Source organism: Streptomyces omiyaensis, assembly GCF_014650895.1.
In the GTDB taxonomy this organism is placed as follows: domain Bacteria; phylum Actinomycetota; class Actinomycetes; order Streptomycetales; family Streptomycetaceae; genus Streptomyces; species Streptomyces omiyaensis.
This window is the reverse complement of the sequence record NZ_BMVV01000008.1, coordinates 176,481-202,275: the sequence shown is the minus strand read 5'-3', so window position 1 is coordinate 202,275 and position 25,795 is coordinate 176,481. Positions and strand designations below refer to the sequence as shown.

General features: G+C 72.4%; 24 protein-coding genes. 5 read left to right on the top strand and 19 right to left on the bottom strand.

Going from position 1 to position 25,795, the window contains the following annotated elements:
* The first annotated feature begins 196 nt into the window (after window positions 1-196).
* Window positions 197-1,117, top strand: coding sequence for a 5'-3' exonuclease (locus IE287_RS15970; RefSeq protein WP_189849853.1), 921 nt, complete (start codon window positions 197-199; stop codon window positions 1,115-1,117).
* An 82-nt stretch (window positions 1,118-1,199) separates the two neighbouring features.
* Window positions 1,200-2,048: a siderophore-interacting protein gene (locus tag IE287_RS15965; RefSeq protein WP_189849714.1), complete on the top strand. Its 849-nt coding sequence runs from the start codon at window positions 1,200-1,202 to the stop codon at window positions 2,046-2,048.
* 90 nt (window positions 2,049-2,138) lie between these two features.
* Here the strand turns inward: IE287_RS15965 and IE287_RS15960 are convergent, their stop codons facing one another.
* Entirely contained in the window at window positions 2,139-2,825 is a 687-nt protein-coding gene (locus IE287_RS15960; RefSeq protein ID WP_189849713.1) for a MerR family transcriptional regulator, read from the bottom strand.
* 212 nt (window positions 2,826-3,037) lie between these two features.
* Between IE287_RS15960 and IE287_RS15955 the strand changes: the two genes are divergently transcribed.
* Complete coding sequence (locus tag IE287_RS15955) at window positions 3,038-3,958, top strand: hypothetical protein (protein ID WP_189849852.1); 921 nt, start codon at window positions 3,038-3,040, stop codon at window positions 3,956-3,958.
* Window positions 3,955-4,884, top strand: a complete 930-nt coding sequence (locus tag IE287_RS15950) for an ADP-ribosylglycohydrolase family protein (RefSeq protein WP_189849712.1) — start codon at window positions 3,955-3,957, stop codon at window positions 4,882-4,884. The genes IE287_RS15955 and IE287_RS15950 overlap by 4 nt, the downstream gene beginning before the upstream one ends.
* Before the next feature lie 195 nt (window positions 4,885-5,079).
* Here the strand turns inward: IE287_RS15950 and IE287_RS15945 are convergent, their stop codons facing one another.
* From IE287_RS15945 to IE287_RS15885, 13 genes are all read right to left on the bottom strand, one after another.
* Window positions 5,080-6,453 carry a cytochrome P450 gene (locus tag IE287_RS15945; RefSeq protein WP_189849711.1) on the bottom strand — a complete coding sequence of 458 codons (1,374 nt, stop codon included), beginning with the start codon at window positions 6,451-6,453 and terminating at the stop codon, window positions 5,080-5,082.
* 170 nt (window positions 6,454-6,623) lie between these two features.
* The gene (locus tag IE287_RS15940) at window positions 6,624-9,452 is read right to left on the bottom strand and encodes a DEAD/DEAH box helicase (RefSeq protein ID WP_189849710.1); all 2,829 of its coding nucleotides are present in this window, start codon (window positions 9,450-9,452) and stop codon (window positions 6,624-6,626) included.
* A gap of 44 nt (window positions 9,453-9,496) precedes the next feature.
* Window positions 9,497-10,423: a diacylglycerol kinase gene (locus tag IE287_RS15935; protein ID WP_189849709.1), complete on the bottom strand. Its 927-nt coding sequence runs from the start codon at window positions 10,421-10,423 to the stop codon at window positions 9,497-9,499.
* Window positions 10,424-10,473: 50 nt separating this feature from the next.
* Window positions 10,474-11,367 (bottom strand): twin-arginine translocase subunit TatC, encoded by an 894-nt coding sequence (gene tatC, locus IE287_RS15930; RefSeq protein ID WP_189849851.1) that lies wholly within the window; start codon window positions 11,365-11,367, stop codon window positions 10,474-10,476.
* A gap of 126 nt (window positions 11,368-11,493) precedes the next feature.
* The gene (gene tatA, locus IE287_RS15925) at window positions 11,494-11,781 is read right to left on the bottom strand and encodes a Sec-independent protein translocase subunit TatA (protein ID WP_189849708.1); all 288 of its coding nucleotides are present in this window, start codon (window positions 11,779-11,781) and stop codon (window positions 11,494-11,496) included.
* 186 nt (window positions 11,782-11,967) lie between these two features.
* A complete protein-coding gene (locus IE287_RS15920; protein ID WP_189849707.1) occupies window positions 11,968-12,165 on the bottom strand; it encodes a hypothetical protein in 198 nt (65 codons plus the stop codon).
* A gap of 35 nt (window positions 12,166-12,200) precedes the next feature.
* Window positions 12,201-12,437 (bottom strand): hypothetical protein, encoded by a 237-nt coding sequence (locus IE287_RS15915; protein ID WP_373307852.1) that lies wholly within the window; start codon window positions 12,435-12,437, stop codon window positions 12,201-12,203.
* 125 nt (window positions 12,438-12,562) lie between these two features.
* A complete protein-coding gene (locus IE287_RS15910; RefSeq protein ID WP_189849705.1) occupies window positions 12,563-13,528 on the bottom strand; it encodes a helix-turn-helix transcriptional regulator in 966 nt (321 codons plus the stop codon).
* Window positions 13,529-13,544: 16 nt separating this feature from the next.
* Window positions 13,545-14,501 carry a helix-turn-helix transcriptional regulator gene (locus IE287_RS15905; protein WP_189849704.1) on the bottom strand — a complete coding sequence of 319 codons (957 nt, stop codon included), beginning with the start codon at window positions 14,499-14,501 and terminating at the stop codon, window positions 13,545-13,547.
* Between the two features lie 128 nt (window positions 14,502-14,629).
* Window positions 14,630-15,010 (bottom strand): FKBP-type peptidyl-prolyl cis-trans isomerase, encoded by a 381-nt coding sequence (locus IE287_RS15900; protein ID WP_189849703.1) that lies wholly within the window; start codon window positions 15,008-15,010, stop codon window positions 14,630-14,632.
* Between the two features lie 96 nt (window positions 15,011-15,106).
* On the bottom strand, window positions 15,107-16,042 hold the full coding sequence (locus tag IE287_RS15895; RefSeq protein WP_189849702.1) for an FKBP-type peptidyl-prolyl cis-trans isomerase: 936 nt from the start codon (window positions 16,040-16,042) through the stop codon (window positions 15,107-15,109).
* A 118-nt stretch (window positions 16,043-16,160) separates the two neighbouring features.
* A complete protein-coding gene (pafA, locus tag IE287_RS15890; RefSeq protein WP_189849701.1) occupies window positions 16,161-17,522 on the bottom strand; it encodes a Pup--protein ligase in 1,362 nt (453 codons plus the stop codon).
* Window positions 17,523-17,591: 69 nt separating this feature from the next.
* On the bottom strand, window positions 17,592-18,863 hold the full coding sequence (locus IE287_RS15885) for an MFS transporter (protein ID WP_189849700.1): 1,272 nt from the start codon (window positions 18,861-18,863) through the stop codon (window positions 17,592-17,594).
* 145 nt (window positions 18,864-19,008) lie between these two features.
* Here IE287_RS15885 and IE287_RS15880 point away from each other — a divergent pair, with 145 nt between their 5' ends.
* A complete protein-coding gene (locus IE287_RS15880) occupies window positions 19,009-20,034 on the top strand; it encodes a LacI family DNA-binding transcriptional regulator (protein ID WP_229883513.1) in 1,026 nt (341 codons plus the stop codon).
* Between the two features lie 63 nt (window positions 20,035-20,097).
* Here IE287_RS15880 and prcA read toward each other — a convergent pair whose 3' ends face one another.
* The 5 genes from prcA to arc all read right to left on the bottom strand — a co-directional run bounded on the left by prcA (window position 20,098) and on the right by arc (window position 25,750).
* Window positions 20,098-20,859 (bottom strand): proteasome subunit alpha, encoded by a 762-nt coding sequence (gene prcA, locus IE287_RS15875; protein ID WP_189849699.1) that lies wholly within the window; start codon window positions 20,857-20,859, stop codon window positions 20,098-20,100.
* 46 nt (window positions 20,860-20,905) lie between these two features.
* Window positions 20,906-21,745, bottom strand: coding sequence for a proteasome subunit beta (gene prcB / locus IE287_RS15870; RefSeq protein WP_189849698.1), 840 nt, complete (start codon window positions 21,743-21,745; stop codon window positions 20,906-20,908).
* Between the two features lie 165 nt (window positions 21,746-21,910).
* The gene (locus tag IE287_RS15865; RefSeq protein ID WP_015032443.1) at window positions 21,911-22,123 is read right to left on the bottom strand and encodes a ubiquitin-like protein Pup; all 213 of its coding nucleotides are present in this window, start codon (window positions 22,121-22,123) and stop codon (window positions 21,911-21,913) included.
* Between the two features lie 167 nt (window positions 22,124-22,290).
* On the bottom strand, window positions 22,291-23,802 hold the full coding sequence (gene dop, locus IE287_RS15860) for a depupylase/deamidase Dop (RefSeq protein WP_189849697.1): 1,512 nt from the start codon (window positions 23,800-23,802) through the stop codon (window positions 22,291-22,293).
* Between the two features lie 181 nt (window positions 23,803-23,983).
* Window positions 23,984-25,750 carry a proteasome ATPase gene (gene arc, locus IE287_RS15855; RefSeq protein WP_189849696.1) on the bottom strand — a complete coding sequence of 589 codons (1,767 nt, stop codon included), beginning with the start codon at window positions 25,748-25,750 and terminating at the stop codon, window positions 23,984-23,986.
* Window positions 25,751-25,795 lie beyond the last annotated feature (45 nt).

The following is a 25,795-nucleotide window of genomic DNA, read 5'->3' as shown; positions in this document are numbered from 1 at the left end:
CGGGGGGGGCGGAGGGGGTGGGGAGCGGGGAGGGGGCGGGGAGCGGAGGGGAGGGCGGTCCGGGGTCGGCGCCGGTGGGGTTCGCGCCGGGGCGGTTGGGATGCGTGTCAGTGCCGGTGGGGTTCGCACCGGCACGGGTGGGGCTCGCGCCGGTGTCGGTGGGGTGCGGCATGATCGGGGGGTGACGCGACGCCTGATGCTCCTGGACACCGCCAGCCTCTACTTCCGCGCGTACTTCGGCGTGCCGGACTCGGTCCGCGCCCCGGACGGGACGCCCGTCAACGCGGTGCGGGGACTGCTCGACTTCATCGGCCGCCTGGTGCAGGACCACCGGCCGGACGACCTGGTGGCGTGCTGGGACGACGACTGGCGCCCCCAGTGGCGGGTCGACCTGATCCCCTCGTACAAGGCGCACCGGGTGGCCGTGGAGACGGAGACCGGGCCGGACGAGGAGGAGGTGCCCGACACGCTCTCCCCGCAGGTCCCGGTGATCGAGTCGGTCCTCGCGGCCCTCGGCATCGCCCGGATCGGGGCGGCGGGCTACGAGGCGGACGACGTGATCGGCACGCTCGCGGAGCGGGCGAAGGGCCCGGTGGACATCGTCACCGGCGACCGCGACCTCTTCCAGCTCGTCGACGACGACCGCGGGGTGCGGGTGCTGTACCCGCGCAAGGGCGTCGGCGACTGCGACCTCGTGGACGCGGAGCTGATCCGCGCGAAGTACGGGGTGCGCCCCGACCGGTACGCGGACTTCGCCGCGCTCCGCGGCGACGCCAGCGACGGCCTGCCCGGCGTGAAGGGCATCGGCGAGAAGACGGCCGCGCAGCTGATCACCGAGTACGGCGACCTGGCCGGCGTCCGGGCGGCGGCCGGGGACCCCGCCTCGAAGCTCACCCCGGCCAAGCGGCGCGGGATCGTGGAGGCGGCGGCCTATCTGGACGTGGCGCCGACGGTGGTGCGGGTGGCCCGTGACGTGCCGCTGCCGGAGTTCGACCCGGCGCTCCCGGCCGCCCCCCGCGACCCGGCGGCCCTGGAGGAGCTGGCGGCCCGCTGGAACCTCGGCGGGGCGGTCGGCCGGCTGCTGCCGGTGCTCTCGGCCGGGCACGCCGGGACGTGAGCGGCCGGGAGTGCTAACTTAGGCATACCTAAGTCCCAGGCGTGCCGCACGGCACCACCCCCAGGCAGTCAGGAGAGTCGCCGTGGCAGAGCAGCCGGCGCGCAGGGCCCCCCGGGCCACCGAGGCGCACGTGGTGCGCACCGAACGGATCACCCCGCACATGGTGCGGGTCGTCCTGGGCGGCCCGGGCCTGGACGGCTTCGAGGCGGACGCGTTCACCGACCACTACGTGAAGCTGCTCTTCGCCCCCGAGGGCGTGAGCTATCCGGAGCCCTTCGACATGGAGCGGATCCGGGCCGAGCGTCCGCGCGAGGAGTGGCCGACCACCCGCACGTACACCGTGCGCGCCTGGGACGCGGTCCACCGCGAGCTGACCCTGGACTTCGTCGTCCACGGCGACGAGGGTCTGGCGGGGCCCTGGGCGGCCCGCGCCCAGGTCGGCGAGACGATGCGGTTCCTCGGCCCCGGCGGCGGCTACGCCCCGGACCCGGCGGCGGACTGGCACCTCCTCGTCGGCGACGAGAGCGCGCTGCCGGCGATCGCGGTGGCGCTGGAGCGGCTGCCCGCCGGCGCGCGGGTGCACGCCTTCGTGGAGGTCGAGGACGCGGCCGACGAGCAGAAGTTCGCGACCGAGGCGGGCATCGAGGTCACCTGGCTGCACCGCTCCGGCCGACCGGTGGGCGAGGCGCTCGTCGAGGCCGTGCGGGAGCTGGAGTTCCCGGCCGGCGACGTGCACGCCTTCGTCCACGGCGAGGCCGGCTTCGTGAAGGAGCTCCGCCGCCACCTGCGCGTGGAGCGCCTGGTGGAGCGCGAGCGCCTCTCCATCTCGGGCTACTGGCGCCTGGGCAAGACGGACGAGGCCTGGCGCGCGATCAAGCGCGAGTGGAACGAGCAGGTGGAGCGGGAGCAGGAGCCCCCGCAGGCCGTCTGACCGACCTGACGCACCCGGGGAGGGGGGCGGGAGCCGCACCCGGCTCCCGCCCCCCTCCCCGTTCCCCCGCTCCTCACTCCCCCTCCCCCCTCACTCCTTCCGCTGCTCCCCGCCGCCGAAGAGGCGGTCGGAGGCGTCGATCTGGGCCAGGCGCCGCAGCGCGGCGAAGAGCGCGTCGCCGAGGACGGTGCCGACGGCGACGCTCTCGACGAGCTCCTCGCGCGCCACCTGGTGGGCCACGTAGTCCAGGTCGGCCCGGGCGACCCGCTCCGCCGCCTCCGCGTAGTCGTCGAGCACCTCGGCGAACCGCTCGTGGCCGACGGACCCGAGGGCGGCGAGCGCGACCGCCAGGGCCTCCGCCGCCGGACTGCCGGGGAAACAGCGCCAGTTCCGCTTCAGGATGAGCGCGTCGACCCGCTCGCGCGCCGCGACCAGCCCGGCGTCCTCCTCTCCGCCCCCCTCCCCGTCCTCCCCGTCCTCCCCGGCGGGCTCGGCGCCGTAGCGGGGCACCATGCGCACGGCCGCCTCGCCGAGCAGGTCGTGGATCGGCCGGCCGGGATCGTCGACGGCGGCGATCACCTCGCGGACGGCCGCCACGGACAGTCCGCCGACGTCGATCAGGGCGCGGATCAGGCGGAGCCGCCGCACGTGCGTCTCTTCGTACGAGGCCTGGTTCGGGCTCGTCAGCCGACCGGCCGGAAGCAGTCCTTCCCGTACGTAGAACTTGATCGTGGGCACCGAGACCCCGGTCCTGCGGCTCAACTCGCCGATGCGCACCGTGCGTTCACCTTTCCACTGCCTTCCGGGCCTTGCCGGACTCCCCTCCATCATAGATAGTGGCACTATCAGATAGTGGCAAGCGCCACTATCCATAAAGGCAACGGGGGATCCGTATGTCCACGCGCACGCCCACGCCCGCCTCCGGCTCGCCCTCCCCGCCCCCGGACGACGGCCGCCTGCACCGGCCCCTGCTCTGGTTCGCCGCCTCCATGGCCGTCTTCGCTCTGATCAGCGCGGGCGGGATCCTGCTCGACGACCGCACCCTCGCCGGAACCCCGATCTGGTCCAAGCCCTTCAAGTTCGCCGTGTCGTTCGTCGCCTACTGCCTGTCGCTCTCCTGGATGCTGAGCCTGCTCCCGCGCGGCCGGCGGGCCGGGTGGTGGGCGGGCACGGTCGTCACCGCCGCCGGCGTCCTGGAGATGGTGCTGATCACCCTCCAGGTCGTCCGCGGCCGGCAGAGCCACTTCAACCAGGAGACCCCCTTCGACGCCGCCGTCTTCCAGGCCATGGGCCTCACCGTGGTCGTCCCCTGGATCGGCTCCCTGGTCATCGCCGTCCTCCTGCTGAGGACCCGTTTCCTCGACCCCGCCACCGCCTGGACCGTCCGCCTCTCCTCCCTGATCGCCCTCGTGGGCGCCGCCGTCGGCTTCCTGATGACCCGGCCCACCTCCGCCCAGCTCGCCGCCGACGACCCGCCGATCGTCGGCGCCCACAGCATCGGCGTCCCGGACGGCGGCCCCTCCCTCCCCGTCACCGGCTGGGCCGCCACCGGCGGCGACCTCCGCGTCGCCCACTTCTTCGGCATGCACGCCCTCCAGCTGCTGCCGCTGCTCCTCCTCGCCCTCACCGCCCTGGCGCCCCGCCTCCCCCGCCTCGCCGACCCCCGCGTCCACCTCCGCCTCGTCCTCACCGCCGCAGCCGCCTACGCGGCCACCCTCGCCCTCCTCATCTGGCAGGCCCTCCGAGGCCAGCCCCTCCATCACCCCGACACCACGACCCTGACGACGGCCGCGGCCATCGCCCTCCTGACGGCGGCGACCACGCTCCTCTTCCTCCGGGGGGCCTCCCCCGCCCCCTCCCCCTCCCCCTCCCCCGACCCCGCGCCCCAGCCACCTACCCTGACCCCATGACCTGCCCCGACCGCGCCACGGGCGCCGTCCTCGGCTCCGCCGTGGGCGACGCCCTGGGCGCGCCCTTCGAGTTCGGACCTCCCGGCATGTTCCGCTCCCGATTCCCGGACGGCACCGGGGAGTTGTACGGGGGCGGCGGGTGGGACCCGGGCGAGGCCACCGACGACACGCAGATGGCCGTCCTCGTCGGGGAGTCCCTGCTCGACCGTGACGGGCTGGACCTGCCGGACGTGTTCGACCGCTTCCGCCGCTGGGCGGCAGCCGACCCCAAGGACATCGGCCTCCTGACGGAGCGGGTGCTGCTCGGCGGCGAACCGTGGGACCGGGCCGCCGCCCTCGATCTTCACGTGGAGGGCCGCGGGGCGGGCAACGGCTGCCTGATGCGCGCCTCCACCTCCGCCGTCCGCTTCGCCGCCCGGGGCCGGACCGCCACCATGGAGGCCGGACGCCGGCTCGCCGCCCTCACCCACGGGGACCGGGCCGCGTGGGAGGGTACCGCCCTCCTGCACGAGCTGGTCCGCGTCGCCCTGCTCGGCGGGGAGCCGCAGGCCGCGATCCCCGAGGCCCTGGCCGAGGTGGCGCCGGGCCACCGGGAGCGATGGGCCACCGTCCTGGCGCCCGGCTGGTGCCCGGAGGACGCGACGGAGTTCAACGGCGCCGTCTGGCCCTGTCTCGACTCCGCCGTCTGGGCGCTGCGCACCACCACCGGCTTCGAGGACGCCCTGGCGGCCGCCGTCGACCTCGGCGGCGACACGGACACGGTGGCGGCCGTCACCGGCATGCTGGCCGGTGCGGTCCACGGGGCCGCGGCGATCCCGGACCGGTGGACGGCCCCTCTGCGCGTGCCGCTGCCCGGCTCCGGCGACCGGGTGTTGCGCGCGGCGGACCTGCGCACCCTGGCGCTCGCTCTCGCCGCCGCCCCCTGAACGCCTTCGACGCCGCCCCCGGAGCGTCCGCCGCGCCCACCCGCGCACGCCCCCTGCTCCCCCTCGCAGCCGGCCTCACCCCGCGGCCGGCTCCGCCCCGCCCCCGGCTCCCCGCACGGCCGGCCTCACCCCGCGGCCGGCCTCCCACCTCCTGACCGGCCTCACCCCTCGGTCGGCCTCACCCCCTGATCGGCTTCACCCCCTCTTCCGCATCCGCACCGTCGCCGAGACCTCCCGGTCCGGCTGGAGGGTGAGGCTCGGGACGGGGCGGATCTCGTCGGGGTGGACGTCCAGGTCGTAGCGGCGGGCGAGGACCGCGAGGACGAGGACGGCCTCGACGAGGGCGAAGCGGGTACCGAGGCAGACCCGGGGGCCGCCGCCGAAGGGGTACCAGGCGTATTCGGGGATCTCCTCCGCCGGACGTCCCTCGGCGTCGGTGAGCCAGCGCTCGGGGCGGAAGGCGTCGGCGTCGGCGTACCAGCGGGGGTCGCGGTGGGTGGACCACTGGCTGGACCAGACGCGGGTGCCGGGCGGGATCGGGGTGCCGCCGAGGGTGGCGCCCTCCTTGGCGATGCCGGTGAGGAGCCAGATCGTGGGGTAGAGGCGGAGGGTCTCCTTGACCACGGCCTGGGCGTAGGTGAGGGAGGCGTAGTCGTCGTGGCCGGGCTCGTGGTCCGCGAGGACCCGGTCCAGCTCGTCGGTGAGCGCCCGGCGGGCCTTCTCGTTGCGCGAGAGCAGGTACCAGGCCCAGACGAGGGTGGAGCTGGTGGTCTCGTGGCCGCCGATGTAGAGGGTGACCGTCTCGTCCCGGATCTCGCGGTCGGAGAGGCGGGCGCCGGTCTCGTCCCGGGCCGTCAGGAGCCGGCTGAGGAGGTCGGGGCGGTCCTCGTCGCCGTCGCGGTGGCGGGAGACGACGCGGGAGACCTCCGCGTCGATGACGGCGGTGGCCCGCTTGATGCGGGCGCGGCCGGGGGTGGGGATCCAGTCGGGCAGCAGCGCCCCGATGCCGCTGAGCTCCGCGCCGATCTCCTGCTGGGCCACGTCCATCGCCTTGCCGATCGCCTCGGCGTCGGCCGCGGTGTCCGCCCCGAAGATGGTCCGGACGGCGATGAGCTGGGTGAGCGCGGCCATCTCCTTCTTGATGTCGATCCGCTGCCCGTCGCTCCAGCGGTCGGCCAGCCCGACGGCGCACTCCGCCATGGTGGCGGCGTAGGAGCGGACCTGCTTGGGGCGGACGGAGGGCTGGACCAGGGAGCGCTTGCGGCGCCAGTCCCGGCCCTTGGCGACGACCACGCCGTTGCCGAGGAGGGTGCGGATGGCGATGCCGAGGTCGGGCTGGTCGAAGGTGTTCTCGACCTCGGTGAGCAGTTCGCCGATCGCGTCCGGGTGGGCGATGAAGAGGGCGGGGCGGGGGCCGAAGCGCCAGCGGACGAAGTCGCCGCGGTCCCTGAGCTGTTCGAAGAAGGCGAGGGGGTCCTTCCCGAAGGCGGGGAGGTTGCCGAGGAGCGGCACTCCGCGCGGTCCTTCGGCGATGGTGATCCCGGCCTCGGCCCCGGCGTGCGTGGTCACGTACGTCCCCTCCCCCACTCGGTCTCCCTGTGTGCGAGTCCATGCAAGCGGAAGGCTCCCGCACTGCGCCACCCCTGTGGACGACGCCCTGTGGACAACTCGGGGAGTTCGCGCGAAAGAGGCCCGCGATGTCTCCATCACGGGCCTCTCGACGGGCATTTGACGACGTGTCAGCTCACCGAGCTGTAGGCCACCACACCACGCAGCAGCGCGTCCACGGCCTTGCGCGCGTTCTTCGCGACCGTGCTGTTCTCCTTCGGCGCCGCCGCGGAGATCTGTCCGAGGACGTCGATGACCTGCTTGCACCAGCGGACGAAGTCACCGGCGGGCATCTCCGCCTCGCGGAGCACCTCGTCGAGGCTCTTGTCGGAGGCCCACTGGTAGGCGGCCCAGGCGAAGCCGAGGTCGGGCTCGCGCTGCCCCACGCCCTCCGCCTGGTTGATCTTGAACTCCTCCTCCAGGGCATCGAGCCGGCCCCAGATGCGGACCATCTCGCCGAGCGCCGCCTTGGCCTGGCCGCCGGGCACCTTCGGCGCCACGGCGTCGTCGGCCTGCCGCGCCTCGTAGACCAGGGCGGAGACGCAGGCGGCGAGCTCGGCGGGGGCGAGCCCCTCCCAGACCCCCTCGCGCAGGCATTCGCTGGCGAGCAGGTCGAGCTCGCCGTAGAGCCGGGCGAGCCGCTTGCCGTTGTCGGTGACGTCGTCGGCGCGCAGGTAGTCGAGCTCGGTGAGGAGCGCGACGATCCGGTCGAAGGTGCGGGCGATGGTGTTGGTCCGGCCCTCGATGCGCCGCTCCAGCTGCTTGGTGTCGCGCTGGAGGCGGTGGTAGCGCTCGGCCCAGCGGGCGTGGTCCTCGCGCTCGTCGCAGCCGTGGCAGGGGTGGGCGCGGATGGCCGTCCGCAGGCGGGCGATCTCGCGGTCGTCGGCGGCGCCGGAGCGCTGCCTGCGGTGCCGGTCGGGGTTGATGTGCCCGGCCTTGGAGCGCAGCGCGGAGGCGAGGTCGCGGCGGGACTGCGGGGAGCGGGGGTTGAAGGCCTTGGGGATGCGCATCCGCTCCAGGGCCTCCACCGGGACGGGGAAGTCGATGGAGGCGAGCCGCTTGACCTGCCGCTCCGCGGTGAGCACGAGCGGCCGGGGTCCGTCGTGGTGCTCGAAGCCGCGGTGTCCGTTGGTGCGGCCCGCGGGGATGCCGGGGTCGAGGACGAGCGCGAGGCCGGCGAACTTGCCGGTGGGCACGTGGATGACGTCGCCGGGCTTCAGCTTCTCCAGGGACGCGGCGGCCTGGGCGCGCCGCTGGGCGGCCCCCTGCTTGGCCAGCTCGGTCTCGCGGTCCTTGAGGTCGCGGCGGAGCAGCGCGTACTCCTCGAAGTCGCCGAGGTGGCAGGTCATGCCCTCGCGGTAGCCCTCCAGTCCCTCCTCGTTGCGCTGGACCTGGCGGGAGATGCCCACGACCGAGCGGTCCGCCTGGAACTGCGCGAAGGAGGTCTCCAGGAGCTCGCGGGAGCGGTGCCGGCCGAACTGGTCGACCAGGTTGACCGCCATGTTGTACGAGGGCCGGAAGCTGGAGCGCAGCGGGTAGGTGCGGGTGCCGGCGAGGCCGGCGAGGTGGTCCGGGTCGAGCCCGCGCTGCCAGAGGACGACGGCGTGGCCCTCGACGTCGATGCCGCGGCGGCCGGCGCGGCCGGTGAGCTGGGTGTACTCGCCGGGGGTGATGTCGGCGTGCTGCTCGCCGTTCCACTTGACGAGCTTCTCCAGGACGACCGACCGGGCGGGCATGTTGATGCCGAGGGCGAGCGTCTCGGTGGCGAAGACCGCCTTGACGAGGCCGCGGACGAAGAGCTCCTCGACGACCTCCTTGAAGGTGGGGAGCATGCCGGCGTGGTGGGCGGCGATGCCGCGCTCCAGCGCCTCCAGCCACTCGTAGTAGCCGAGGACGTGGAGGTCCTCGTCGGGGATGGAGGCGGTGCGGGCCTCGACGATCTCGCGGACCCGGAGGCGGGCGGCGTCGTCGTTGAGCCGCAGGCCGGCGTAGAGGCACTGCTGGACGGCGGCCTCGCAGCCGGCGCGGCTGAAGATGAAGGTGATGGCCGGGAGGAGGCCCTCGGCGTCGAGCCGCTCGATGACCTCGGGGCGGCCGGGGGTCCAGATCCGGGAGCGCTGGCGGCGCTCGCGCTCGCGGTCGGCCTCGCGGACCATCTTGCCGCGGCGCCGGTCGCGGGGGTTGTACGTGCGCTGGTTCTCGGTGCGGGCGAGGCGGAGGAGGTCGGGGTTGACCTCGCGGCGGGAGGCGGCGCGGCCGCCGTGGTCGGTCTCCTCCTCGAAGAGGTCGTACATCCGGCGGCCGGCGAGGACGTGCTGCCAGAGGGGGACGGGCCGGCTCTCGGAGACGATGACCTCGGTGTCGCCGCGGACGGTGTCGAGCCAGTCGCCGAACTCCTCGGCGTTGGACACGGTGGCGGAGAGGGAGACGAGGGTGACCGACTCGGGGAGGTGGATGATCACTTCCTCCCAGACGGCGCCGCGGAAGCGGTCGGAGAGGTAGTGGACCTCGTCCATGACCACGTAGCCGAGGCCGGAGAGCGTCTGGGACCCCGCGTAGAGCATGTTGCGGAGGACCTCGGTGGTCATGACGACGACCGGCGCGTCGCCGTTGACGCTGTTGTCGCCGGTGAGCAGGCCGACCTTCTCGGGGCCGTACCGCTTGACGAGGTCGGCGTACTTCTGGTTCGACAGCGCCTTGATGGGTGTCGTGTAGAAGCACTTGCGGCCCTGGGTGAGGGCGAGGTGGACGGCGAACTCGCCGACGATGGTCTTGCCGGAGCCCGTGGGGGCGGCGACGAGCACGCCCTTGCCCGCTTCGAGAGCCTGGCACGCCTCGATCTGGAAGGGATCCAGACCGAACTCGTACATCTCTCGGAAGGGGGCCAGCGCGGTGGCCTGCTCTGCGTTGCGCGCGCGTGCGGCCGCGTACGCCTCGGCTGGGGTGAGGTCCTCTGTCATCTTGTCTTCGAGCCTACCCGCCCCCTCCGACAGTGACGCGATCTTTATCGAGGGGCTTTGGCGCGGGTCTGCGGGGGTGCCAGGAGCATGAGGGCGCCGGGGTCGCAGTCGACGCGCAGCGGCAGCGGTCCGAGCGGCTCGCCGTCCGCGTAGCCGGTGGTGGCGGGCGCGTCGAGAGTGACCGAGCGGGCGCGGTACGTGGTGACGGCGGGATGGCCGAGGTGGGTGCCCCGGTAGACGCGGGGGAAGACCTTGAGGAGGGTGGCCCGGGTCACGTCGCCGACGACGGTGACGTCGAGGAGGCCGTCGTCGGTGCGGGCGCCGGCGCAGATCCGCATGCCGCCGCCGTAGGAGGTGCCGTTGCCGACGGCGACGAGGGTGGCGTCGGTCTCGACGGCGCGCCCGTCGAGGACGAGCCGGTAGGGGACGGGCCGGAAGGCGGCCAGCTCGGCGAGGATCGCGAGGTCGTACCGGAAGCGGCCGGCGGGGAGCCGCATGCGGTTGCCGCGGTCGTTGACCCGGGAGTCGAAGCCGGAGGCGAGGACGGTGCCGTACCAGCGGGGCCCGGCCGGGGTCGTGACGCGCCCGAGGTCGGCGGCGCGGGCCGCGCCGTCGCGCAGGAGCGCGGCGGTGAGGCGGGCGGCGGCGGCCGGGTCGCGGACGGGGAGGCCCTGGGAGCGGGCGAAGTCGTTGCCGGTGCCGGCGGCGATCACCCCGAGCGGGGTGCCGGTGCCGGCGACGGCCTGGAGGGCGAGGGAGACCATGCCGTCGCCGCCGACGGCGACGAGGGCACCGGTGCCGTCGGCGACGGCCTCGCGGGCGCGGCGCAGGGCGTCGGCGGGGTCGGCGCCGAGGAGGGTGCGGACGGCGTGCCCGGCGGCGCGCAGGGCGTCCGCGGCGGGCCGGACGGCGTGGGCGCCGCGGCCGCGGCCCGCGGTGGGATTGACGATGAGCGTGATGTCGCTGGACATGGCGAAGGTCCCCCCGGACGGAGTCTGGGGGGACCTTACAAGACGGTCGCTCAGGTGATGTCGTCGTAGCCGCCCGTGCGGTGGGCACGGGCTCCGTCGGTGTCGCCGGTGGCCTGCTCGGGCAGGGCGCGGGGGGCGGGGACGGGCTCGGGGGTGAGGTCGAGCACCGAGGCCTCGTCGTCGGAGAGCCCCGCGTCGGGGTTGCGCCGGGCCTTGCGCCGGTCGTTGAGGAGGGAGACGCCGACCGCGATGAAGTAGAGGACGATGATCGGCCCGGCGAGGGCGATCATGCCGAGCGGGTCGGTGGAGGGGGTGGCGACGGCGCCGAAGACGAAGGTGCCCATCACCATCGCGCGCCACCAGCCGGCCATCCGCTTGCCGGTGACCACTCCGGTGAGATTGAGCATGATCAGCAGCAGCGGCAGCTCGAAGGCGAGGCCGAAGACGAGCACCATCCTGGTGGTGAAGTCCAGGAGGTCGTCGAGGGAGAGGAAGTTCGAGGCGACGTCGGGCGTGATGCTGATGAGGACGCGCACGCTGACGGGCATGATCAGGAACGCCGTGAAGGCGCCGGCCGCGAAGAGCGGGACGGCGATGGCGGCGAACCAGTACGTGTACTTCTTCTCGCTCCGGTGGAGGCCGGGCGCGACGAAGGCCCAGAGCTGGTAGAGCCAGACGGGGCTGGAGGCGACAAGACCCGCCAGCATGATCACCTTCACCGTGGAGGTGAAGGGGGACAGCATGGTCTGGTAGGCGAGGACGACGCACCGACCACCGGTGTTCGCGGACAGGGAGGTGTCCGGAAGGCACTTCGGTACGGGGGACGACAGAAGCGTCATCAGCTGCTGACTGAAGAACGCCGCCACCACGGAGGCGACGACGATCGCCAGCATCGCCTTGGCGAGGCGATTACGCAGCTCGCGGAGATGGTCGGCGAGAGGCATCCGCCCCTCGGGATCCTTCTCCTTCTTCATGCGGGCAGACTTGGGCAACCCACGTCCTCATCTCGTGCGGGCAGGCCGCTGGGCGGCGTACGTGCGGGGCGAACGGTTCGGCGCCGGGGTGCGGGGTCAGCGCTGGGTGGTGTCCGACGCCTCGGTCACGGGACGGCCACCGGTGACGTCGCCGGGGGCGGCCTTGATGGTGCGCTGGGCGGGGGCGGCCGGCTCGGCCGGCGCCTCGGCGGGAGCGGCGGCGGACTCCTGGTTCTCCGACTTCATGGCCTTGGCCTCGCTCTTCAGGATGCGGGCCGACTTGCCCAGGGAGCGCGCCATCTCCGGGAGCTTCTTGGCGCCGAAGAGCAGCACGACGACCAGCAGGATGAGGCTGATCTCAAGGGGACCGATCTGACGGAACATGGCTGTGGTCTCTCTTCTCACCGAGGCGGATGGGTACGTGCCCGGCCGGTCGGACATGCGTCCGGCCTCCGCGCTGTCTGCGATCGTAACCCGCAGGAGTAAACGTCGGGCAATGCCCGTGCATACTCCCGATTGCGCGCACGGAGCCCTGATCAGGCCCGATCGTGGCAGCGTACGGCAGCCGGCTCAGGGCAGGGAACGGCCGGTTCGGGCCAGTCCGGTGGCGGCGGTCTCCAGGTCGTCGGCGGCGCGCTGGATGCGCTCCGCGGTGACGGCCACCTGGCGGCCGAGGCGCCGCACCTCCAGGAAGACCCTGACGGCGAGGACGCCGAGGACGGCGAGGCCGAGGAAGCCGAGGGCGATCGCGAGCATGGGCCAGAACATGGGCCGAGCCTAGTCCTTGGGGTGCGGGAGGCCGGTCAGGCGGTGGTGTGGAGGCGGAGGGTGCGGACGCCTCCGCCGGTCAGGAGTTCGACGATGCGTTCGCCGGCCGGCTTGCGGACCGCGCTGCCGCACTCGGGGCAGGTGAAGGAGTAGAACGTCGTGCGGCGACTGGCCCCGATGGCCAGACGCAGGGCCCCGGCGGCGAGTTCGAAGCGGCAGCGGCAGTCGGGGCAGGCGGCTTTGAAGAGGACGGGGACTACTGAAGCCGACATGTCGGAAATCACAGACATATCTCTCTACTCTCCCCGCCTCTGATCCGCTGCACCTTCAGGAAAACCGCCCCGTCCGGCCCCGCCCCCGCCGGAGGACGGGCCGTCCGCTCTCGTGAGAGGACGGTTCACACGCCCTCGTACGCGGCGAGCGCGGCGGTCGCCGCCGCCCGGGCGCTGTCCGCGAGACCCGTCGGCGAGACGATCCGCCCGTCGCTGCCGAGGCGCAGCGCGAGCCGCCTCAGCGAGGCCGGGTCGGGGGTGCGCAGGGTGATCCGCAGACCGCCGTCGGCGAGCTCCTCGGCCCGGTCGTGCGGGTAGTACTCGGCGACCCAGCGGCCGCCGGGACCGACCTCGACGACCACCTCGGGGTCGTCGGCGGACGGGTGGACCAGCCCCTCGGAGAGGTCCCGCAGCTCCAGCTCCGGCGGCGCGGCGGCCTCCTCCAGGATCCGGATCTCCGCCACCCGGTCCAGCCGGAAGGTGCGGCGGTCCTCGGAGAGGCGGCACCACGCCTCCATGTACGTGTGGCCCACGGCGAAGAGGCGGATGGGGTCGACCTCCCGCTCGGTGAGCTCGTCGCGCGCCGGGGAGTAGTAGCGCAGCCAGAGCCGCTTGCGCTCGGAGATGGCCCGGTCGACCTCGGCGAAGACGCCGCCCTCGGACTCGAAGGTGACCGACAGGCGGGCGCTGGCGCCGGCCTGCTCGCCGGCGGCGGCCTCCAGCTTGGCGGTGGCGCGGACCAGCGCGTCCCGGTCGCCCTCGCGCAGCCCCGGGAGGGTGGCGACGGCACGGGCGGCGACGAGCAGCGCGGTGGCCTCGTCGGCGGCGAGCCGGAGCGGCTCGGAGGCCTCCGCGCTGAGGGCGCCCGGATTGCGCCACCAGATCCGGTCGCCGTCGGTGTCGATGTCGAGGAGGTCGCCGCCCCGGAAGCTGGTGCCGCACATGGGCAGCACGTCGAGGTCGGAGATCAGCTCGTCCTCGGTGATGCCGAAGGCGCGGGCCACGTCGGCGACGTGGGCGCCGGGGCGCTCGCGGAGGTAGGTGACGAGGGAGAGCATCCGCCTCGTCTGGTCGATCGCGTTGGCAGCCATGCGGTCCTTCTCCCCCTCAGCCCTTGGCGACGGCGCGCAGCCGCTCCACCACGTCGGCCCGCAGACCGGCCGGTTCCAGCACGACGACGTCGGGGCCGAACTCGACGAGCCAGGCGTCGAGGCCGTGCCCGTACGGGATCTCCAGCTCGTCCCAGCCGTCGGAACCCTCGCGCACCTCGGTGGCGCGGCCCCGCAGCGGGTAGCCGCAGCCGGCCCGGAGCCGGATGCGGGCGGAGCGGGTGGCGGTCTCCCCCGCCCAGCTCTCCACCGTCTCGCGGACGGTCGAGACGTCCGGCACGGGCGCGGTGAAGGCGCCGGCCCGGGAGCGGACCCTGCCGGTGATGCGGGAGAGGCGGAAGACGCGCTCGGCGCCCCGGTCGCGGTCCCAGCCGGCCAGGTACCAGTGGCCGCGCCAGCACTCCAGGGTCCACGGCTCGACCTGGCGGGTCTCGGGGCGGGCGGCGTTGGCCTTGCGGTAGTCGAAGACGACGGGGCGCCGGTCGCGGCAGGCCAGCATCAGCGGCTCGAAGGCGGTCTCGTGGACCGGGATGCGGGGTTCGAGGGCGCTGGGCTGGATCTCGTACGTGTCCTCCGCCTCGGGCATGCCGGCGGCGCGCAGCTTCTGGAGGGCGCCGCTGGCGGCGCCGGCGAGGCGGGCCTGCTGCCACACCTTGGCGGCGAGGCCGAGCGCGGCGGCCTCCTCGGCGTCCAGGGTGATGGGCGGGAGGCGGTTGGAGTCGCGGCGCGCGAGGTAACCGGTCTCGCCGTCGAGGTTCTCGACGGTCTCGATGACCAGGCCGAGCTCGCGGAGGTCGTCCTTGTCCCGCTCGAACATGCGGTTGAAGGCCTCGTCCCCGCTGGCCTCCATGTACGCCTCGATGGAGCCGCGCAGTTCGCGCTTGCTGAGCGCGCGGCGCGTCCCGAGCAGGCACAGCGCGAGATTCATGAGCCGCTCGGCCTTGGCAATCGCCATGGACGCCCTGCACCCTCTTCCCCGGTTCCGTTCTCGGACGTCCGACCGTACCGCCCCGGGGTGTCCGGACAAAAGCCGAGGGCCCCCGCCGCGGAGGCGGGGGCCCTCGACCGGTGCGTCGGGCCGGGTCAGGCCTTCTTCACGCCGACCAGGTCGCAGACGAAGATCAGCGTCTCGCCGGGGCCGATCTTGGCGCCGGCGCCGCGGTCGCCGTAGGCGAGGTGCGGGGGGATGACCAGCTGGCGGCGGCCGCCGACCTTCATGCCCTCGACGCCCTTGTCCCAGCCCTTGATGACCATGCCGGCACCGAGCGGGAACTCCAGCGGGGTGCCGCGGTTCCAGGAGGCGTCGAACTCCTCGCCGGACTCGAAGGAGACACCGACGTAGTGGACGTTGACCGTGTCGCCGGCCACGGCGGTCTCGCCGTCGCCCTGCCAGATGTCCTTGATCTCCAGGTCGGCCGGCGGCTCGCCGCCCGGGAAGTCGACCTCGGGCTTCTCGATGCTCACTGCAGTGTGCTCCTCATACGGGTGGAACCGGGCGGACGATGGTCCGCGCGACCCCGACAACCTACCTCGCGGCGGGCCGGGTCGCGCGGGAACCGGCTACTGCTTGGCGAGGATGTCCACCGTGAAGACGAGGGTGGAGTTGGCCGGGATCTTGCCCTGGGCCTGGTCGCCGTAGCCGTCGGCCGGCGGGACGACGAGCAGCACGCGGCTGCCGACCTTCTTGCCGTCCAGGCCCTTGGTCCAGCCCGGGATGACGTTGGCCAGCGGGAAGGTGGCCGGGGCGCCGCGCTCGTAGGAGCTGTCGAACGGCGTGCCGTCCCAGAGGACGCCCTGGTACTGGACGGTCAGGGTGTCGGTCGACTTGACCGCCTCGCCCTTGCCCTCGATCACGTAGTTGGAGACGAGCGCCTTCGGCGCGGCGGCCTTCGGCACCGTCAGCGAGGGGGCCTTGCCGTCGGTGTTGGTGCCGACCTTGGGCAGGTCCTTGTTCTCCTGGGCGACGACGGTGCCCTCGGCGGACTTCGGGATGACGGTCGCCTTCAGGATGTCGACGACGAAGACGAGGGTCGCGCCGCCCTTGATGCTCGGCGGGGAGCCCTGCTCGCCGTAGCCGAGCTCCGGCGGGATGCCGATCTCGACGCGGCTGCCGACCTTCTGGCCCTTCAGACCCTGGTCCCAGCCCTTGATGACCTGGCCGGCGCCGAGGGTGAGACTGAACGGCTCGCCGCGGTCGAAGCTGTTGTCGAAGGGGGTCGTCGAGTCCCAGGTCTGACCGAGGTAGTTGACCTGGAGGGCGTCGCCGTCCTTGGTGACCGGGCCGTCGCCCTCGCTGATGACGTTGACCTTGAGCTCCTTGGGCGGGTCGCCCTCGCCCTTCGAGAGGGTCGGCTTCTCGCCGAACTTCTCGCCCGCGGTGATGGCGGGCAGCCCGTTGGTCATCGAGGCGTTATCGGAGCCCTTGGTGTCGCTGCCGCAGGCCGCTGTCGACAGCAGCAGCAGCGGGACGACGAGAAGGCCGGCAAGTCGGCGCACGTGTTCCTCAGATCTCAGACGGCACAGTAGTGGTCCCGACACTCTAGGGGACCCGACCGTGACGTCCAGGGCCCCGCGCGTCCCGCGCGCGGGGCCCCGACCCGCTCTTCCGCTCGTCCTACATTCCGGCGATCAGCTTCTCCACCCGGTCGTCGACCGAACGGAACGGGTCCTTGCACAGGACCGTCCGCTGCGCCTGGTCGTTGAGCTTCAGGTGGACCCAGTCGACGGTGAAGTCCCGGCGCTGCTCCTGGGCGCGGCGGATGAAGTCGCCGCGGAGCCGGGCCCGGGTGGTCTGCGGGGGCACGGACTTGCCCTCGAAGATCTTCACGTCGTTGCAGATCCGCGCCGCCTGTCCGTTCTTCTGGAGCAGGTAGTAGAGCCCGCGGCGGCGGTGGATGTCGTGGTACGCGAGGTCTATCTGGGCGACCCGCGGGTTCGACATGGTCATGTTGTGCTTGGCGCGGTAGCGCTCGATGAGCTTGTACTTCATCACCCAGTCGATCTCCGTCTGGATGCGGTCCAGCTCCTCCTGCTCGATCGCGTCGAGCGTGCGGCCCCACAGTTCGAGGACCTGGGCGACCGTGCCGGTGCGGATGCCCCGCCGGTCGACGAAGTCGGACGCCTTCTCGAAGTACTCGCGCTGCACCTCCAGGGCGGAGGCCTCGCGACCGCTGGCCAGGCGCACCTTGCGCTGGCCGGTGATGTCGTGGCTGACCTCGCGGATGGCCCGGATCGGGTTCTCCAGGGTCAGGTCGCGCATCACGGTGCCGGCCTCGATCATGCGGAGCACCAGGTCGGTGGCGCCGACCTTGAGCAGCATGGTCGTCTCCGACATGTTGGAGTCGCCGACGATGACGTGGAGGCGCCGGTAGCGCTCCGCGTCGGCGTGCGGCTCGTCCCGGGTGTTGATGATGGGCCGGGAGCGGGTGGTGGCGGAGCTGACGCCCTCCCAGATGTGCTCGGCGCGCTGGGAGACGCAGTAGACGGCGCCGCGCGGGGTCTGGAGGACCTTGCCCGCGCCGCAGATCAGCTGACGCGTGACCAGGAACGGGATGAGGATGTCCGCGAGACGGGAGAACTCTCCGTGGCGGGCGACGAGATAGTTCTCGTGGCAGCCGTAGGAGTTTCCGGCGGAGTCGGTGTTGTTCTTGAAGAGATAGACGTCGCCCGCGATTCCCTCCTCGTGCAGGCGGCGTTCGGCGTCCACGAGAAGACCTTCGAGAATGCGCTCGCCGGCCTTGTCGTGGGTGACCAGTTCGATCAGGTCGTCGCATTCCGGTGTGGCATATTCCGGATGCGAACCCACGTCGAGGTACAGACGGGCGCCGTTCCGCAGGAAGACATTGCTGCTGCGGCCCCATGACACGACTCGGCGGAAGAGGTACCGCGCCACTTCGTCAGGAGACAGTCGGCGCTGTCCCCTGAACGTGCACGTGACGCCGTACTCGTTCTCCAGCCCGAAAATGCGGCGGTCCATGTCTGAACATTACGCCTGACGGCCTGTGCTGAAACCGGGTTGGGCGTTCCCGTTCCGATCATTTTCCGATCAGAGGGCGTTCTTTTCGGTGTGTACGGGGGTCGCGGCGCCCCCGCCCGCGGCGTGTCGCGTGCGGCGTCCGGGCGCGTCGGGCGCGTCGAGGACCCGGCCGGTGGCGAGCAGCACCAGGAGGGCCACGAAGCCGCCCGCGCCCGCGACGGCGAACCCCGCCACGGTCCCGGCCAGTTCGACGGCGGGGCCGGCGGCGGCCGAACCGAGGGCGGCGCCGACGCCGAAGGTGGTGACCAGCCAGGAGAAGGCCTCGGTGACCGTGCCGGCCGGGGCGTGCCGGTCCACCACGATGAAGGCGCAGGCCAGCGAGGGGGCGAGGAAGACGCCCGCGAGGGCCGAGAGGCCGGCCATGGCGACCGGGCCGGGCAGGAGCGTCAGCGGCAGGTAGCAGAGCGCGAGCAGGGCCACCAGGACGCGCAGCCTCCGCTCGGGGGCGCCGGCCCACTGCCGGGCGCCGTAGAGCACGCCGCCGAGGAGGGCGCCGAGGCCGAGGGCGGCCATCAGCCAGCCGTAGACGGTCGGCGTGCCGCGGTCGTCGGAGTAGGCGACGGCGGCCACCGTGATGGAGCCGAGCGCGAGGCCGACGAAGAAGAACGAGCCGAGCAGGGCGAGCAGCCCCGGGGAGCGCAGGGCGCCGAGCCAGTGGGCCTCGCGGGGCGCGGAGCGCCAGGCCCGGGAGGGGGCGGAGAGCACCACGGAGAGGGCGCCGAGCACGCCGATGAGGTTGATGACCAGGAGGGCGGCGGCGGGCGACCACAGGGCCACGAGGAGGGTCACCAGGAGCGGGCCGACGGTGAACATGACCTCCTGGGCGACCGCGTCGAGGGCGTAGGCGCGGTGGACGCGGTCCTCGCGGCCCAGGACGCTCGGCCAGAGGGCCCGCAGGCCGCCCTCCAGGGGCGGGGTGAAGAAGCCGGCGACGACCACGGCGGCGTAGGCGAGGGGGAGGTTCCCGATGCCGACGAGGGCGAAGAGGGCCATGCCGAGGGCGGAGAGGACGGCGGCGGGCAGCTGGACGCGCGGCTGGCCCTTGAGGTCGACGGCCCGGCCGAGGAGCGGCTGTCCGACGGCGTTGGCGAGGCCGTAGGCGGCGACGAGGCCGCCCGCGAGGGTGTAGCCGCCGCCCTGGTCCCGGACGAAGAGGGTCATGGCGATGGGGCCGGTGCCGTTGGGCAGGCGGCCGACGAGGGTGCCGGTCAGCAGGCGGAGCGCGTGCGGCGCCCGCAGGAGGTCTCGGTAGCCGCCGTGTGCCGTGGCCTCGGTGGCCATGCAGGTCTCCCCTCCGTCGGCTCACGCCGAGGTTTTACGTATAACTTCCGTGTTCATACGTACCATGTCGGCGGGACGCGGGTCCACCCCGCGCGTCCCCGCGACCGAGCCAGCAGCAGACCGCAAACGCCCCCGCGGAGGCCCCGTGCACACCCCCGAGCCCACCGCAGGCGCCCGCCCCACCAGCCGGGACGTGGCCCGCACCGCCGGGGTGTCGCAGGCGACCGTGTCCCTCGTCCTCGGCGACAAGTGGCGCGGGCGTGTGTCGGAACGCACGGCCGACACGGTCCGGGCCGCCGCCCGCGAGCTCGGCTACCGGCCCAACCTCGCCGCGCGCAGCCTGCGCCTCGGCAGCACCCGGACCGCCCTGCTCGTCGTGCCCGCCCTCACCAACGAGTTCTTCGCCCACGTGTACACCGGCGCGGCGGCGGTCGCGGCCGACCACGGCTTCGGCGTCGTGCTCTACCCCGCCCCCGACGGCCTCGGACCCGCCCGCGACCCCTTCGCGTCGGCGCAGGCGGCCCTCGACGGCGTGCTGGCCTCCTCGATGGCGACGGACGCCCTGGAGGCCTTCCGCGGCAGCGACCTGCCGCTCGTGATGCTCGACAGCGACCCCGCGGGCCCCGGCGCCGCCGCCCACGTCAACCTCGACGTCGCCGAGGGCATGCGCCTGGTCACCGCCCATCTGCTCGGCCTCGGGCACCGCCGCTTCCTGCACCTGGCGTCGGCGGCGCCCTCCTGGACCTTCGACGTCCGGGCCGCGGCCCTCGCCCACGCGCTGCGGGGCGCGCAGGTGCGCACCGTGCGGTCGCCGCTGAACGTCGCGGACGCCCGGGAGGTGGCGGGCCGGGCCCTCTCCGCGCCCGGGCCCCTGCCCACGGCGGTGGTCTGCGACGACGACCTCCTCGCCGCGGGCGTCTGCAAGGCGGCGCGGCGGCTCGGACTGCGGGTCCCCGAGGACCTCTCCGTCACCGGCTTCGACGACCTCTCCCTCGCGACCGCCGTCGAACCGGAGCTCACCACGGTCCGGCTGCCCGCCGAGGAGTTCGGCCGGCGGGGCATGACGGCCCTCCTCGCCGTCCTGGCGGGTGAGCGGCCGGAGCCCGTCGACCTCCCGGTGCGGCTGACGGTCCGCGGCTCCTCGGGCCCCGCCCCCGCCGCGGAGGCGTGACGAACGGCCCCGGCCCGCGCGGGGCGGACCGGGGCCGTACTCCTGGGGCCTCTCGGGCCGGGACTACTCCCCGCCCGCCTCCTCGGCCTCGTCCGACGGGTCGTCGGTCTTCGTCACCGCGGCGTCGTCGGCGCCGAGCAGCCGCGCCAGCTGCCGGCCCACGATCCGCTTGAACTTGCGCTGCTGCGGGCGCGTCCGGTCCAGGACGGCCACCTCCAGCCGCTCGGCGGGGATCTCCCGCTCCGTGCCGTTGGTGTCCCGGGAGAGCGCCTGCACCGCCAGCTTCAGCGCCTCCGCGAGCGACATCCCGTCCCGGTGCCGCTGGTCCAGGAAGGAGCTGATCTGCTCCGCGTTGCCGCCCACGGCGACCGAGCCGTGCTCGTCGACGATGGAGCCGTCGTGCGGGAGCCGGTAGATCTGGTCGCCGGTCGGCTCGGTGCCGACCTCGGCCACGACCAGCTCCACCTCGTACGGCTTCTCGCCGGCGCTGGAGAAGATGGTGCCCAGCGTCTGCGCGTAGACGTTGGCCAGGCCGCGCGCGGTGACGTCGTCCCGGTCGTAGGTGTAGCCGCGCAGGTCGGCGTAGCGGACGCCGCCGATGCGCAGGTTCTCGTACTCGTTGTACTTGCCGGCGGCGGCGAAGCCGATCCGGTCGTAGATCTCGCTGAACTTGTGCAGGGCGCGGGACGGGTTCTCTCCGACGAAGACGATGCCGTCGGCGTACTGGAGGACCACGAGGCTGCGGCCGCGGGCGATGCCCTTGCGGGCGTACTCCGCGCGGTCGGCCATGGCCTGCTGGGGTGAGACGTAGAACGGCGTGGACACCGGCGCTCGTCCCTTTCTTCTGGGCTGTGAGGGGGCGACGTACGGATCAGAGCAGGGCGGCGCGCGGTCCGTCCGGCTGTTCCAGACGCCGCTCGGTGATCGAACGGGCCAGCTCGGAGGACTCCGCCTCGGAGAGCCTGCGGAAGCCCTCGTCGGTGATGACGGTGACGATCGGGAAGATCCGGCGGGCCAGGTCCGGGCCACCGGTCGCCGAGTCGTCGTCCGCCGCGTCGTACAGCGCCTGCACGACCAGGGTGGTCGCCTGCTGCTCGGTGAGGTCCTCGCGGTACAGCTTCTTCATGGAGCCGCGGGCGAAGATCGAACCCGAGCCGGTGGCGGCGTACCCGTGCTCCTCGGAGCGGCCGCCGGTCACGTCGTACGAGAAGATCCGGCCCTTCTCCCGGCCCTCGTCCCAGCCCGCGAAGAGCGGGACGACGGCGAGTCCCTGCATGGCCATGCCCAGGTTGCTCCGGATCATGGTGGAGAGACGGTTCGCCTTGCCCTCCAGGGAGAGCGTGGCGCCCTCCACCTTCTCGAAGTGCTCCAGCTCCAGCTGGAAGAGCTTCACCATCTCGACGGCGAGACCGGCGGTGCCGGCGATGCCGACCGCGGAGTACTCGTCCGCCGGGAAGACCTTCTCGATGTCCCGCTGCGCGATCATGTTGCCCATGGTGGCCCGCCGGTCACCCGCGAGGACGACGCCCCCGGGGAAGGTGGCGGCCACGATGGTGGTGCCGTGCGGAGCCTCGACGATCCCGTCCGGCAGCTTCCGGTTCCCCGGGAGCACCTGCGGCGAGTGGTCGGCGAGGAAGTCCATGAACGAGGAGGAGCCCGGCGTCAGGAAGGCCGCCGGCAGACGCCCGATGCTACGAGGGTTGGCTTCCACGCGATTCCTTCCGGGTGGGTGAGAAGGGCCCGCCCCCTATGGCTTCGCGCGGGCCGATCTTGATTGCTGTGTACGGACCATACCCGTGCGAGGGCCTGTCATCCGTCCCCGGGCCCACAGCTTCTCCGCGGGGCTCCGGGGACGGGATCGACAGGTGGGAAGCGGCTACTCGCCGCCCTTCTGCACGAAGGACCGCACGAAGTCCTCGGCGTTCTCCTCGAGGACGTCGTCGATTTCGTCGAGGACGGAGTCCACGTCGTCGCTCAGCTTCTCCTGGCGTTCCTTGAGGTCGGAGCTCGCCTCCGTGGTGGTCTCCTCGACCTCTTCCGTGGAACGCGTCGCCTTCTGCTGTCCGCCGCCGGTGTCCTTGGTCGCCATTTCCTCACCCCGCTCGAATCGGATCGCTCAGACAGGTGCTACCGGGTCCTGCAAGATCAGACCCTACAAGCCGGGGCTGACATCGGCCCCCGCATTTCCGCAACGTCCGGGCACTGTTTCCATGATTCCCAGGGGCCGGGTATTTCAGCCCCCGTTCAGGTCTCGAATCAGCTGCCGGAGAGGACCCTGACGAGTTCCTCCGCCGTGCGGCAGCGGTCCAGGAGGGCCGCCACGTGCGCCTTGGTGCCCCGCAGCGGCTCCAGGGTCGGGACGCGCTGGAGCGAGTCGCGGCCCGGCAGGTCGAAGATCACCGAGTCCCAGGAGGCCGCGGCGACGTCGTCGGCGTACTGCTCCAGGCAGCGGCCCCGGAAATAGGCCCGGGTGTCCTCCGGGGGCGCCGTCTCGGCCCGCTCCACCTCGGCCTCGTCCAGGAGCCGCTTCATGCGCCCGCGGGCCACCAGGCGGTTGTACAGGCCCTTCTCGGGCCGCACGTCCGCGTACTGGAGGTCCACCAGGTGCAGCCGGGCCGCGTCCCAGTCCAGGCCGTCGCGGCGCCGGTAGCCCTCCATGAGCTCCCGCTTGGCGACCCAGTCCAGCTCGCCGGCGAGGCTCATCGGGTCGTTCTCCAGCCGGCCCAGCGTGTCCTCCCAGCGGGCCAGGACGTCCTTGGTCTGCTCGTCGGCGTCCGCCCCGTACCGCTCGTCCACGTACTTCCTGGCCAGCTCGAAGTACTCCATCTGGAGCTGGACCGCGGTCAGTGTCCGGCCGCTGCGCAGCGTGACGAGGTACTGGAGCGAGGGGTCGTGGGAGACGTGGTGGAGGGTGCGGACGGGCTGGTCGACGGCGAGGTCGACGGTGATGAAGCCGTCCTCGATCATCGACAGGACGAGGGCCGTGGTGCCCAGCTTCAGGTAGGTGGAGATCTCGGAGAGGTTGGCGTCCCCGATGATCACGTGCAGCCGGCGGTACTTCTCGGCGTCGGCGTGCGGCTCGTCGCGGGTGTTGATGATGGGCCGCTTGAGGGTGGTCTCCAGGCCGACCTCGACCTCGAAGTAGTCGGCGCGCTGGCTGATCTGGAAGCCGTCCTCGCGCCCGTCCTGCCCGATGCCGACCCGGCCCGCGCCGGTGACGACCTGGCGGGAGACGAAGAAGGGGGTCAGGTGGCGCACGATGTCCGAGAAGGGGGTCTCCCGCTTCATCAGGTAGTTCTCGTGCGTGCCGTAGGAGGCGCCCTTGTTGTCGGTGTTGTTCTTGTAGAGGTGGATGGGCTGGGCGCCGGGGAGCTGGGCGGCCCGCTCGGCGGCCTCGGCCATGATCCGCTCGCCGGCCTTGTCCCAGAGGACGGCGTCGCGGGGGTTGGTGACCTCGGGGGCGCTGTACTCGGGGTGGGCGTGGTCCACGTAGAGCCGGGCGCCGTTGGTGAGGATCACGTTGGCCAGGCCGATGTCCTCGTCGGTGAGCTGGCTGGAGTCGGCGGCCTCGCGGGCGAGGTCGAAGCCGCGGGCGTCCCGCAGCGGGTTCTCCTCCTCGAAGTCCCAGCGGGCGCGGCGCGCCCGGTGCATCGCCGCGGCGTAGGCGTTGACGATCTGGGACGAGGTGAGCATGGCATTGGCGTTCGGGTGTCCGGGGACGGAGATCCCGTACTCCGTCTCGATGCCCATTACTCGCCGTACGGTCATGCGGCCCTCCTTGCCCGGCGGCGCTCAGTGCGCGACTCGGCGGTACCGAAGAGCCTAGAGCGGCTCCGCGCTGGTGGGGAGATCACTTGCGGTATTTCCCGGCGTGGCCGGAAGGATTTCCTTGCGGAATGCGACGGCTGCGGATGCCCGGATCCCGGACATCCGCAGCCGGTGTGCGTCCCTACAGGTACTGACCGGTGTTGGCCACCGTGTCGATGGAGCGCCCGGTGTCCGCGCCCTGCTTTCCGGTGACGAGGGTGCGGATGAAGACGATCCGTTCGCCCTTCTTTCCGGAGATGCGGGCCCAGTCGTCGGGGTTGGTGGTGTTGGGCAGGTCCTCGTTCTCCTTGAACTCGTCCACGCAGGCCTGGAGGAGATGGGAGATGCGGATGCCCTTCTGGTTGTGGTCGAGGAATGCCTTGATGGCCATCTTCTTGGCCCGGTCGACGATGTTCTGGATCATCGCGCCGGAGTTGAAGTCCTTGAAGTAGAGGACTTCCTTGTCGCCGTTGGCGTACGTGACTTCGAGGAAGCGGTTCTCCTCGGATTCGGCGTACATCTGCTCGACGACGGACTGGATCATTCCGTGGGCGGCGGCGGCCTTGGAGCCGCTGTGCTCGGAGACGTCGTCCGGGTGGAGCGGGAGGTTGGCGGTGAGGTACTTCGCGAAGATGTCCTTCGCCGCCTCGGCGTCCGGGCGCTCGATCTTGATCTTCACGTCGAGCCGGCCGGGGCGCAGGATCGCGGGGTCGATCATGTCCTCGCGGTTCGAGGCGCCGATCACGATCACGTTCTCCAGGCCTTCGACGCCGTCGATCTCGGCGAGCAGCTGGGGGACGATGGTGTTCTCCACGTCCGAGCTGACGCCCGATCCGCGGGTGCGGAAGAGCGACTCCATCTCGTCGAAGAAGACGATGACGGGGGTGCCCTCGCTCGCCTTCTCACGGGCCCGCTGGAAGACCAGGCGGATGTGCCGCTCGGTCTCGCCGACGTACTTGTTGAGGAGCTCGGGGCCCTTGATGTTGAGGAAGTAGGACTTCCCCGCGGGCTGGCCGGTGACCTCGGCGACCTTCTTGGCCAGGGAGTTGGCGACGGCCTTGGCGATGAGCGTCTTGCCGCAGCCCGGCGGCCCGTAGAGCAGGATGCCCTTGGGCGGCCGCAGTTCGTGCTCCTTGAACAGGTCGGGGTAGAGGTACGGGAGCTCGACCGCGTCGCGGATCAGCTCGATCTGGTTGCCCAGACCGCCGATCTTCTCGTAGTCGACGTCCGGGACCTCTTCGAGGACGAGCTCCTCGACCTCGCTCTTGGGCACGACCTCGTACACGTAGCCGGACCGGGAGTCGAAGAGCAGGGCGTCGCCGGGGCGGATGGTGACGTCCAGCAGAGGCTCGGCGAGCCTCACCACCCGCTCCTCGTCGGTGTGCCCGACCACCAGGGCGCGCTCGCCGTCCTCGAGGATCTCCTTGAGGGTGACGATGTCCCCGGCGCGCTCGAACTCCATGGCCTCGACCACGTTGAGCGCCTCGTTGAGCATGACTTCCTGGCCGCGCCGGAGCTCTTCGAGCTCGACGCTGGGGCTCACGTTCACCCGGAGCTTGCGGCCCCCGGTGAAGATGTCGCATGTGCCGTCCTCATTGGCCTGCAGGAAGACACCGAAGCCGGCCGGCGGCTGCGCGAGCCGGTCGACCTCCTCCTTGAGGGCCACGATCTGGTCGCGTGCCTCACGGAGCGTGTTCGCCAGCCTTTCGTTCTGCGCGGACACGCCGGCCAGGTTCGTCTGCAGCTCGACGATCCGCTCTTCGAGAATCCTCGTGTGTCGCGGAGAGTCGGCGAGCTTGCGGCGCAGGACGGCGATTTCCTGCTCGAGATAGGCAACCTGGCCGGCAGGGTCTTCAGACCCCCGCCCCGGCCGGATGCCGCGGTTGATGTCGTCGTCGTGGGCTGCCACGGTCCTCACCTCCTCCAAGGGGAGCTGGACGCATCCTGACCCTAC